General features: G+C 67.6%; 12 protein-coding genes, 1 tRNA gene and 2 pseudogenes. 8 read left to right on the top strand and 7 right to left on the bottom strand.

Translation table 11 applies throughout. The annotated features are described in order from the left end of the window. A pseudogene (locus DMC18_RS26090) lies at positions 1-390 on the top strand (kinase); the annotation flags it as partial. A gap of 63 nt (positions 391-453) precedes the next feature. Here the strand turns inward: DMC18_RS26090 and DMC18_RS15930 are convergent. Continuing rightward, positions 454-2,157 (bottom strand): hypothetical protein, encoded by a 1,704-nt coding sequence (locus DMC18_RS15930; RefSeq protein ID WP_146218093.1) that lies wholly within the window; start codon positions 2,155-2,157, stop codon positions 454-456. Positions 2,158-2,436: 279 nt separating this feature from the next. On the opposite strand from DMC18_RS15930, the gene DMC18_RS15925 reads away from it, so the two are divergent. The 6 genes from DMC18_RS15925 to DMC18_RS15900 all read left to right on the top strand — a co-directional run bounded on the left by DMC18_RS15925 (position 2,437) and on the right by DMC18_RS15900 (position 5,681). After that, positions 2,437-2,703, top strand: coding sequence for a hypothetical protein (locus DMC18_RS15925; RefSeq protein WP_110119974.1), 267 nt, complete (start codon positions 2,437-2,439; stop codon positions 2,701-2,703). Between the two features lie 82 nt (positions 2,704-2,785). Continuing rightward, entirely contained in the window at positions 2,786-3,235 is a 450-nt protein-coding gene (locus DMC18_RS15920; RefSeq protein ID WP_110119975.1) for a hypothetical protein, read from the top strand. A 13-nt stretch (positions 3,236-3,248) separates the two neighbouring features. Beyond that, the gene (locus DMC18_RS15915) at positions 3,249-3,842 is read left to right on the top strand and encodes a hypothetical protein (RefSeq protein ID WP_110119976.1); all 594 of its coding nucleotides are present in this window, start codon (positions 3,249-3,251) and stop codon (positions 3,840-3,842) included. 7 nt (positions 3,843-3,849) lie between these two features. Then, positions 3,850-4,044 carry a helix-turn-helix transcriptional regulator gene (locus DMC18_RS15910; protein WP_110119977.1) on the top strand — a complete coding sequence of 65 codons (195 nt, stop codon included), beginning with the start codon at positions 3,850-3,852 and terminating at the stop codon, positions 4,042-4,044. A 1-nt stretch (position 4,045) separates the two neighbouring features. Then, on the top strand, positions 4,046-4,738 hold the full coding sequence (locus tag DMC18_RS15905; RefSeq protein WP_233245253.1) for a hypothetical protein: 693 nt from the start codon (positions 4,046-4,048) through the stop codon (positions 4,736-4,738). Positions 4,739-4,790: 52 nt separating this feature from the next. Further along, a complete protein-coding gene (locus DMC18_RS15900) occupies positions 4,791-5,681 on the top strand; it encodes a TraB/GumN family protein (protein WP_110119979.1) in 891 nt (296 codons plus the stop codon). Between the two features lie 7 nt (positions 5,682-5,688). Here the strand turns inward: DMC18_RS15900 and DMC18_RS15895 are convergent, their stop codons facing one another. Then, positions 5,689-6,195: a hypothetical protein gene (locus DMC18_RS15895; RefSeq protein WP_110119980.1), complete on the bottom strand. Its 507-nt coding sequence runs from the start codon at positions 6,193-6,195 to the stop codon at positions 5,689-5,691. Between the two features lie 68 nt (positions 6,196-6,263). Beyond that, on the bottom strand, positions 6,264-6,851 hold the full coding sequence (locus DMC18_RS15890) for an HD domain-containing protein (protein WP_110119981.1): 588 nt from the start codon (positions 6,849-6,851) through the stop codon (positions 6,264-6,266). 148 nt (positions 6,852-6,999) lie between these two features. Here DMC18_RS15890 and DMC18_RS15885 point away from each other — a divergent pair. Continuing rightward, positions 7,000-7,074: transfer RNA gene (locus DMC18_RS15885), tRNA-Gly, on the top strand. A gap of 115 nt (positions 7,075-7,189) precedes the next feature. On the opposite strand, the gene DMC18_RS15880 is transcribed toward DMC18_RS15885, so the two are convergent. The 4 genes and pseudogenes from DMC18_RS15880 to DMC18_RS15865 all read right to left on the bottom strand — a co-directional run. Further along, positions 7,190-8,077 (bottom strand): hypothetical protein, encoded by an 888-nt coding sequence (locus DMC18_RS15880; protein ID WP_146218092.1) that lies wholly within the window; start codon positions 8,075-8,077, stop codon positions 7,190-7,192. A 113-nt stretch (positions 8,078-8,190) separates the two neighbouring features. Next, positions 8,191-8,613, bottom strand: a complete 423-nt coding sequence (locus DMC18_RS15875; RefSeq protein WP_110119983.1) for an EF-hand domain-containing protein — start codon at positions 8,611-8,613, stop codon at positions 8,191-8,193. 147 nt (positions 8,614-8,760) lie between these two features. After that, on the bottom strand, positions 8,761-10,257 hold the full coding sequence (locus DMC18_RS15870) for a PepSY domain-containing protein (protein WP_110119984.1): 1,497 nt from the start codon (positions 10,255-10,257) through the stop codon (positions 8,761-8,763). Beyond that, positions 10,257-10,571, bottom strand: a pseudogene (locus tag DMC18_RS15865) (hypothetical protein); the annotation flags it as partial. The gene DMC18_RS15870 and the pseudogene DMC18_RS15865, both read right to left, overlap by 1 nt.

The following is a 10,571-nucleotide window of genomic DNA, read 5'->3' as shown; positions in this document are numbered from 1 at the left end:
TGGTGCCTGGGCGCGCGGCCGCAAGGTCCGGCGGCCCTGGCCGAGCCGGTCAACGCCCTGGAACGCGTCGAAGACGCGGGCGGCGCCTGGCGCGGCTTCATCGACGCCGCCCTGGCCGGCGCCTATCGCGACCTCTTCGGCCGCCTCGACTGGCTGGCAGTGCTGACCGCGCCCGACTTCGCCACGGTCCGCGCTTGGCGGCGCGAGCAGGAGGCCAAGCTTCAGGCGCGCCTGGCCGCCGAGGGCAGGCGAGGGGGCCTGGATCCCGCGGCCCTGGAGCGCTTCCTCGACCACTACCAGCGCCTCACCGCCTGGTGCGCCGCCGACCTGCCGGCGCGAGCCGATTTCGCAGCGCGGTTGGACGCCCGGCGGCGGCCGGCGGCGGGTTGATCCCAGATCGCCGCCGCGCCGATGGCGTAAGGGCGGCGATCGCGTGCGTTCAGGCTGCGGCGACTAGTCCTGGAAGAAATCAACGATCTTGCGCATGCGGTTCAGGTGCCGCCGATTGTCTTCCCCGACGGTCGACAGGAGTTCGTAGCGCCGCAAGTTGCTGTCGGTGGTGGAATATCCAGGCTCGACAAGCAGCAGGGTGCAGGATTGCGGTAGTTTCGGATCGCAGCCGTGGCCTCTATCGATGATCTCGATGGGAAACTGTCCATTGGCGAGCATGCTTTCCCGCACAGCCTGGGCAATCAGCGAGTAGCCGATGCTGCTGGGGTGCATGTTGTCTATCGAGAACAGCCCTCCGGATTCGATGGCTTTGCAGAAATCATCGCGCCTGGACCCGAGTTGATTGCCATTGATCCGCGCCGGCAGGTTGTTGACGGATACGGAGCAGGTCAGGCCGAGGTCCTTGCCGAGCGGGAACGGCTTGCCGCCGTCGTTGCAGCCCGCGCGTGGCGTTCCTGTGCTTCCAAGGCAGCGCTTGTAATCGATCGGGGCCATCGCTGCATCGATGTCCACAAACACGAACTTCGGCCGGCCTGGCCCGTTGGCCGCGTCGACATCGGCCTTGAGGCGCCGGTTTACGCCATCCACATCGATGTCGGTCTGCCAGACCTGAGTGCCGGGGATGACCCGCTTGCTGCCGAAGAGATCGAGGCGGTAGGTGGCCGCATAGGCCGGGTCTTCCACCAGGCTCTGGTCCGAGGTCGGGACCAGGTTCGCCACGCGGCTCGGGCGGATCAGCCCGTTTATGTACACGCCCTCGATGCCGTCGACCTTGGAGAGCTCGGCCATGATCGTGCGGATATCCGCTCGAAGGTCGCCATCCAGGAACTGTCTGATCGTGCCGGAGCAGCGAGACCGGCCCTTTTGCGCGGGAACGGCTTCGACAGCGTTGCAGGCGGGGTCGTCGAAGCGGCTGCCGTTGAAGCCCGCGCGCCAGATCCCGTTGTTGGCGCCGATGTTGATGATCACGAAGCGCGGCTTGCGCAGCGCCACTTGATCGAGCGGCGTCATGTCGTCGAGGCAATCCAGCCGCATCGGGTTCAGAACGAACGCGGCGTTGAGGTAGGTGAAGGCGTCTCGCCCCTTTCCACGCTTGATGGCCTTGGTCGCCGCGCTTCGCAGCAGTCGCGGGGTCATGGCGACCAGGTCGACGGAGTTCGCGCCGGAAAAGGCCAGGTTCTCGACGAGGGGGCGGCCGTTCGGAGGGCGGTAGACGTCCGTCAGATATTTCAGATCACGCGCGAGGGCGCCGTCGAGTTGGAAAAGGCCCAGCAGGCCCGGAACGGCTTCCAGATTGGCGCCGAACTCGGCGTTGCGCCCCTTCGTCGCCAGAATGGGGTACTGCGGCGTGTAGAAACTGCGCTTGCCGGTGCGATCGGCGACGCCATCGACCTCGATGGTGTCGAGACGCGCAGCGACATAGACCGGTGGAGACCACTCGGCGAGCCGCCAGTTTATGCGACCTGACTGCACGCCGTTGTAGATGCTGTCGCCCAGCGCCATCAGCGTCGGTCGTTCATATTCTGGCGTGAGCACGGGCTTTCCTGCCTGGCAGGATACGCCCGTGGACACCGATCCATCCCAATACCTATGCCGGACCGTGCTGTAGTCGGCCGCGGTTGCGGGGTGGTTCGGCTTTTCCTCGATGGTGGCGCAGGCGCCGACCAGCAGGACGCTCAGTGAGACAGCAACAGCGCGAATATCCATAAGCGCCCCCATTTCTCACGCACTAATAAACCATAAATTGAGTTGGCTGTTAAGTTTAATCTGGGATGGTGTTCGGCGTTCGTGCCGCTGGGGCCGCCCACCCCGCCGCGAGTCGCCTGAAAGGCAAGTCGGGCGACCTGCTCAAGCTGTCGCGCGACACGGCGTCGCACTACATGTGGTGTTGGTCACGTTAACGGTCATCAAGTGCTAGTGTCCGGTTGTTGCGATTACACGCAGATTCGTTTTCGGATCCGCCGCGTCGACAGGAGCCTTCGCGTCATGAACCGCCTCTTTTCCGGCCCGTTCTCGACCCACAGCCAGCGCGTCTCCGCCTGGGAGCGGGCCGAGCGCATCCCGGGATGCGACAAGGCCGTCTGGCGCTGCGACGCCGAGGGCCGGGTGATCCGCTGGGACGACTACGGCGACCGCTTCTCGCAATACGGCTGGCTGCTGCACGCCGACCCCAAGGCCCACTGGCTGGCCAAGGCCTTGGGCGTCACCCCGCCGATGCCGCTCCACTGGCGCGGGGAGCGCAGCGCGGCTTAAACGCGATTTTTGTATAGGGTCCTTGACACGACTCTGGATTGCGATGTCAATGTTCCTTGTCATTTTGACGAGGGTGCTTGGCATGTCGGAAAAGGTTCGTCGCAAGGTCTCCGTGCAAGGCGTGGTGAAGGCCGCCATCCTGTTCGGCGTGGCCCTCGGCGCCGTGATCGGCGTGGCGGAGGTGATCATGCGCCGCCGCGGCATCGAGCTTTCGCAGGAGGCGGGCGTCGCGATCTTCCTGACCGTCGTGGCGCTGGCGGTCGTGGCGGGGACTATCTCCGCGGTCGTCTATTGGCGTGTCATCGACGAGGCCGCGCGCGAGGCTCACAAGTTCGCCTGGTGGTGGGGCGGGTCGCTTGGCGGAGTGGTCTGCCTGCTGGCCGTCCTGTTCGCGGAGAGCTCGGCCCTGGAAGGTGTCCTGGGCCAGCAGAAGGCTGCGGTCTGGCTCGCGCTGGGCATGCTCGCGATGCTGCTGATGCAGGTGGCTGGATACCTCCTGGCCTGGGCCGGCTGGTGGCTGGCGCGGCGCTGAGGGGAGGACAGCCATGAACGCCCTCAAGAAAAAGAACCGTCCAACCGAGGCCAAGCCCGCCGCCCTGGCCATCATCGGCGTCAGCGGAATCGGCGGCTCCATGGCCCTGCTCCTGACCGGCGACGGCGAATGGCCCAGCTATGTCGGCGCGGTGGGCATGGTGCTGGCGGCCGTCGCCTTCGGCGCGACGGCGGGCCGGCTCTACGGCGGCGACCCGGTGCGCCCGGCGTTGCGCGGCTTCCTCATCGGCTTCCTGGTGTCCATCATCGCCTACGCCCTGCTGCTGCTGGGCACGATCAGGCTGGACGCGGCGGGATTGGCCCACGGCGCGCTGGGCTACGCCGCCGCCCTGGCCCCGGCGCTGGCCCTGGCCGGCGCCTTCGCCAGCCTCGGGATCTATCTGCGCCGCGAGCCCGACGACCTGCTGCGGCGGGTGGCGGTCGAGAGCCTGCTCTGGGGCCTGGGCGGCGTTCTGGCCCTGGCGACGGCCTGGGGGATCCTGGAGGGCTTCGGCCTGGCGCCGCATCTCCAGCTGTGGGTGGTCGCGCCGGTGTTCGCCGTGCTGGTCGGCGTGGCCCACGGCCTGGTCGCCTGGCGTTACCGCTGACGCCGACATGAAGAACCGCCTCAAGGTGTTGCGCGCCGAACGCGACTGGAGTCAGGCCGACCTGGCCCAGCGGCTCGACGTCTCGCGCCAGACCATCAACGCCCTGGAGACGGGCAAGTACGATCCCAGCCTGCCGCTGGCCTTCAGGATCGCCCGTCTCTTCGGCCAACCCATCGAAGCCATCTTCCAGGACGAAGCCTGACATGAGCCCTGAAATGAGCAACGAGCCGCAAGTTTCGAAAGTCTCGCCCCGCGCCCGCCGGGCGCTGATCCTGATGATCGCCGGCCTGCCCGTCGGCTTCTTCGCCGGGCGCTGGCTGCTGGGCCTCAGGCGCGACGGACATTGGGGCGGGTTCGACCCGTCGGGCGGCGACATGCTCGCCTTCCTCCTGGCGGCGTTCCTGGTCTTCGCCGGACTGGTCACCGCCGGCCTCGCCAGCAGCCGCAAGGCTCTGGGCCGGCGGATCAACGGCGACGACGTCCGCGCCGTCACGCCCGCCACCTCGGCCCAGGCCCGGTTCTACGCCGGCCAGGGGCTGGTGCTGGTGCTGGCCGGGGCCATGCTGGCCGCGCCGCCGCTCGCGGTCGCCCTGTTCGACCCGCTGTCGCCGCTGCTGGCCTCGGCCGTCATGACCGGCCTGATCGCCCTGTTCCTGTTCCAGACCGTGGGCAACATCACCCTGTGGATCCGCAGCGACGAGCTGATGCGCCGGACCATGGCCGAGACCGCCGCCGTCTCGTTCGTCCTGTTCCAGGGGCTGCTGTTCCTGTGGGCCGCCGGCGAGAAGCTGGCCCTGCTGCCGGCCCTGACCCTGTGGGACGCCTTCAACGTCACCATGATCGGCTATCTGGCGATCTCCATGCTCATCGGCTGGCGGCGCGGCTTCGCCGACTAGCCGCCGACCCGATCCGTTTTCCTTTCCGACCGACCTTCACTAGGGGAGCTGCATGTTTCATTCGTCCATCAAGACCCTGCGCCGCGCCGTCGTCGGCCTCGTCTCGGTCCTCGCCCTGGGGGCGGCCACGCCGTCCCTGGCCGATCCCGCCCTGTGGGTCGTCAAGGACAAGGACTCGACCATCTACCTCTTCGGCACGGTCCACGTGCTGCGGCCCCAGACCCAGTGGCGCACGCCGAAGCTGGACGAGGCCCTGAAGACCTCGAGCGAACTGGTCACCGAGGTGGTCGGCGCCGACGACCCGGCCGTGATGCAGCCGCTGATGATCCAGTACGGCGTCGACCGCACCACGCCGCTGTCGAAGAAGCTGTCGCCCGCCGACTGGGACAAGGCCAAGGGCTATGCGGCCGAGATGGGCCTGCCGCCCGCCGCGTTCGACGCTTTTCGCCCCTGGATGGCCTCGATCACCCTGGCCCTTGGTCCGATGCTGAAGGCCGGCTTCGACCCGAAGAAGGGCGTCGAGCAGGTGCTGAGCGCCGAGGCCAAGGCCGCCGGCAAGTCCCTGGGCAGCCTGGAGACCCCCGAGCAGCAGATCCGCTTCTTCGCCGACCTGTCGGCCAAGGACGAGGTCGACCTGCTGGAATCGACCCTGGAGGAGATCGACGAAGGCCCCGCCAAGCTCGACGCCCTGGTCACCGCCTGGGCCGGCGGCGACCTCAAGGCGCTGGAAGCCGAGTTCGTCACCGAGATGCGCGGCAAGTATCCGCCGCTCTACAAGAGCCTGATCGTCGCCCGCAACACCGCCTGGGCCGGCCAGCTCAAGACCAAGCTGGACGGCAAGGGCGTCAGCTTCATCGCCGTCGGCGCCGGCCACCTGGTCGGTCCCGACAGCGTCCAGGCCGAACTGGCCAAGCTCGGGATCAAGGCCGAGCGGGTTCAGTAGGGGGCGCTCAGGCCTCGGCCGCCGGCGCCCCGCGCAACGGGACGGCCCGCTTCACGCCATGCTCGTCCAGCATGCGCGCGAACGGGTCCCCCTCGGGGATCGGCGCGCCGAGCGCCCTGGCGACGACGGTTCCTGCCTGGAACAGCAGGCCGGTCGGCACGGCTCTGACCGCATAGCCGGCCAGGGCTTCGTGATGCTCGAAGGCGTTGATCTTCAGGACGCGCAGGTTGGGCTCGTAGAGCTTGGCGTAGCGGTCGGCGTTGATACGGGTCACGCCGAAGCCGACCCCGAAACAGACCAGCAGCAGCGGGATCTTGCCCGGCGGCGGATCGCCCGCCAGGCTGTGCGCCAGGAACGCGTCGCCGCCGACCTCGTAGGCCTTGCCCTCGAACAGCCTGCGGTCGCACCGTCCGCACTGCGCGGCGATGGCGGCGGCGTCGGCATGGAAGTTGTTGTGCGTTCCGCAGTGCGGACATGCGGTTCCATGGATCGCGGTCCCCTGGATGTCGACCATGTTCTCCCCCGCCAGAGCGTCCGGCGCAGTCTAGGGGAGCGCGGGTCCGAAGCAACCTGGACGGGTGCTCATTCCGGGCGCAGGTAGATCGAGCGCTTGGGCGTGCTCATCACCCGCCGCAGCATCGGCTCGAACGCCTCCAGCGGCATCGTCTCATAGGCCGGGTCGAAGGCCGGCTGGTCGTACTGGTGGCAGAACTTCGCCGTCCGCTCGAAGTGCGGATGGCCCCGGAACGCCTCGCGCATGTCGCGGTCCAGGCCCAGGTGATGGAAGAAGTAGTAGCCCTGGAAGATCGCGTGGTTGGCTACCATCCAGTGGTTGGCCTCCGACACGAAGGGCTGGACGATCGCCGCGGCGATGTCGGCGTGATTGCGCGGCCCCAGGATGTCGCCGATGTCGTGGAGCAGGGCGCAGACCACGTATTCCTCGTCCTCGCCGGCCAGGTGGGCGCGGGTGGCGGTCTGCAGGCTGTGCTCCAGCCGATCCACCGCGAAGCCGCCGCAGTCGCCCTGCAGGAGCTTCAGGTGCCCGATCAGCCGGTCAGGCAGCTCGCGCCCATAGTCGCCGGCCGCCCGGGCGATGATCCCCCAGTCCTCGGCCGTGCCCTCGGTCATGGCGTGAAACCGCGCCCGCGGATGCTCCTCGCCGTCGGCCATTGGCGTTCTCCTCCCGAACGTCTGTTTGACACGGAGGCTGCGCCTGAGCGGGGCGGTCGTCAACTTCCGGGCGGGGAGGGCGGTTTCACCGCTTGAGCGACGGGGCCAGACCGGCTAAGCAGCCCTTCCACGGTCGCTCGCGACCCGTGCGGGCGTAGTTCAGAGGTAGAACGTCAGCTTCCCAAGCTGAATGTCGGGGGTTCGATTCCCCCCGCCCGCTCCAGTCCTTTCAATCACTTAGGCTGGTCTTCCGGCGCGTCGTTTGACGCAGTTGGGAGAAAGTTGGGCGACGCCGATCCGGCTTTGGTCACCAAATTGCGCGCCGCGATGGTGGCGGTCTAGTTGACGCCAGCAACCACGTCGACGAGCTGAAGGAACTGCGAGTAGGTGATAGTGGCGGGAGAGGCAGCGTCAGATGGCGGTAGAATTGGCAGGAGCCCCGCTTCTGCCGGCGCCGCCAGTGTGAGACCGTAGTATTGTCCTAGGTCGAGCGTCTGCTCGCCTAATGAGTGCGCGACAAGGAAGCCGACGTTTTCGACGGTGAAAGCCACGATTTGCGTGGGCGGTTGACCGCCTTGTTGGTCGCCGCCCGATATCGCGACGTGGCGCATGCGTCCGCCATGGTCGGCATTGGCCAGGGCCGCCACCCAAATCCTCCAACCATCAAGGTGTGCGGCTTCTTTCATGCAGCGCCTGTGGTGCTCTGCAACGCCGGCGGGTCCGCAGAAATAGCTGATGCTGGTGGTCACTAGGGCGATCCAGCGGGACAAGCGGCCCTGACCGTTCGGCGTCAATGACCAGTCGCCCTCTACGAGCTTGATGACTTCCGGCTTGGCGGCGTTAACGACAGCGCTCATCCAGCCGCCGTTGCAGGTCTGGCATGTGTAGTAGACGATTTCGCTATATCGCTCACCCGTTTTGATCTTGCGCGCCCCAGTGACCATTACTTGCCCAGGCTCGGGTTCAGGGTCCTTTGAGCGACGGATGGAAAGGTCGCGTATCTCTTCGCGATGCCATTTGCTCCTGATCCAGTCGTTGAAAACGTGCTCTGCCGAGAACTTCCCGACTTTGGAACAGAATGCGCATGGGCCGATCGTTTGCCTTGGTTCTCGGACGTAGCGGATGTCGAAGCCGCACATTTGGCAAAACGGTTCTTGGGCGATAGTTGTCCCGCAGAGGGGGCAGGTCTCGGCCCTACGGCCTTTGGTTATTTCAAAGATCGACATCGTGACATCTCCCTCACGAACCGTATCCCGTAGATTGATGCCTGCTCCAATCTCTCCATTCAGTTCAGGCGGCCGGTCGGCGCGGTCCGGATCGTCGGCGCGCCGGAAGCATCCTACTTGTCGTCGCCGGTGATGAAGCCGTCGCCGTCCTTGTCGCGGCCCTTGAACTCGCGGTCGGCCAGGGCGGTGATCTCGGCCAGGGTGACCTTGCCGTCCCCGTTCCCGTCCTTGTCGGCGGCGGTGACGGCGTCGATGCGCTTCTGGGTCTTGGGATCGTCGGCCGGGGCGGCCTTCAGGTAGAATTGGGTGATCTCGTCCAGGGTGACCTTGCCATCGCGGTCGGCGTCGAGCTTCTTGAACAGGCCGGCCCGCTCGGTGGTCCATTCGGCCGGGCTGACCTTGCCGTCGCCGTCCTTGTCGATCCGGGCCAGGCCGCCGTTCAGGGGCTCGCCGGCCAGGGTCAGGCCGCCCAGAGTCAGGGAGGCGCCGGCCGACAGGATCGCGGCCAGGGCGACGAGGGTCTTCGTGCGCTGCATGGAGTGTTTCCTCGCTATCGTTTCTTGTTGTCGGGCGTGCGTCGGACGGGTTCGGAGGCGTCGCCCCCGCGTCCTGCTCGCACGCCCGAGATAGCGGCATTATTTCAATATACGAGTCAATGACTCATATATTGGGATTTATTTCCGTCAAACCTGGGCTGTCCGGCGCGACGCCCAGACCGACGCCGCCAGCAGGCCGGCCCCCAGCACCAGCGAGGCGTCGAGGATCCAGGCGACCGGATCCACCGTCCGGCCGGTGTTGAGACCCAGGTGCACCAGGGCGACCAGGGCCAGGCCGACGGCGCTGGCCAGGCGCAGGCGGATCGACAGGGTGGCCGGCGTCCACAGGAACGCGCAGGCGTTGGCCGCCAGGGTGACGCCGCCCCACACCGCGACCGGGGGAACGCCGGGCGCCAGCAGGGCGACGATGGCCGAGACGGCGTAGGCCAGGGGCTGGCTCCAGCAGAAGGCGACCCACACCCGCTCCCAGCGCGGGGCCGGGCGGCCCTTGTCGCGCCGGCGGGCCAGCCAGATGGCCACGCCGCTGGCGGTCACGGCCGTGAGACCCAGGCCCAGCAGGAAGTAGGCGACCTTCACCGGCCAGCCGCCGAACCAGCCGAAGTGCAGCGGCGTCAGGCTGGAATAGATGGCCATGCCCAGGTTGCCGCTCTCGAAGCCGGCCGGGCCCAGCACCTTGGCGTTTCCGTCGACGATGATGATCTCGCCGCGCGACAGCTTGCCGGGCGTGGTGCGGTTGACGCTCATGTGCTGGCCGGTCTCGCCGGGGTGCTCGACGAAGATATAGTTGAAGCCGGCCTTGGGGTTCTGGGCCTGCAGCACGGCCAGGCCCCTGGCGACGTCGATCACCGGGGCCGGACGGGCGTCGTCGGCCACCGGCGGGCCGCTGAAGAGGGCGAAGACCTTTTCGCGATTGCCGTCGAACACCACCATGGCCAGCACGCCGACGATCAGCACGCTAAGGCCCAGGAACGCGCCGGTCAGCGACACCACCACGTGGAAGGGCAGGCCCCAGACCGAGATGCGGTTGTGCAGGTCGGCCTCCTGCAGGCGCTTGGAGCCGCCCCATCGAAACGCGAAGGCATCCTTGAACACCCGGGGGTGCGACAGCACGCCCGAGACCAGCGACGACAGCAAGGCCACGCCCGTCAGGCCGACCAGGAAGAAGCCCCAGGTTCCCGGCAGGTGCAGGGCGGTGTGAAGCCTGGCCTGGAACTCGCTCCACGGCGTCCTCTGCTCGGCGACGATATTGCCGGAAGCGTCGGCGAACCAGGTGTGCTCGCCGCCCTTGGCGTCGTCGCCGTGCACCGACAGGCGGGGCAGGGCGGGTTCGGGCATGCGGATGAAGAGATCGTGGGCCTTGGGGTTCTTGGCCAGCACCTCGTCGAAGGCCGCGCCGACGGCGGCCGGGGTCACGCTGTGCAGCACCGGGGCCGTGGGCTGCTCCCAGCGATTGAACTCGCTGGTGAACACCGCCACCGCGCCCGAGAAGCAGACGAGATAGATCAGGGCGGCGAAGGCCAGACCCAGCGCCGAGTGGCCGGCCAGCATGGCGCGCACGAAGGGGGCGGGGATCTTCGGCCAGATCGGCTTGCCGGGCTTGGGCTTGGCTTGCGGGGCGTGCATCAGAGGGAGCCCTTCAGGAACACGGCGCCGAAGCCGAGGACGGTGACGCCGACCAGCACGGCCAGGGCGCGCAGGATCTTGTCGTCCGACAGGGTCCAGGCCATGCCGCCGGCCCACAGGAACGGCACCAGCATGCCGCCGATGATCAGGCGGGTCTTGACCTCGGCCGGGAAGCAGACGGCGACGGCCAGGCCGACGCCCATGGCCGCGGCGCCGCCCAGCGGTCCGGCCAGAAAGCCGCGCAGCCAGCCGCGCCAAGCGACGCGGCGGCGGTCCGACGGCTCCAGGGCCAGCTCGCGCGGAGCCTTGCGCCT

Origin of the sequence: Caulobacter sp. D5 (genome assembly GCF_003185805.1) — a bacterium.
Classification (GTDB): Bacteria; Pseudomonadota; Alphaproteobacteria; order Caulobacterales; family Caulobacteraceae; genus Caulobacter.
Note: the sequence above shows the minus strand (reverse complement) of the source record. Positions and strands in the feature narration are given on the sequence as shown.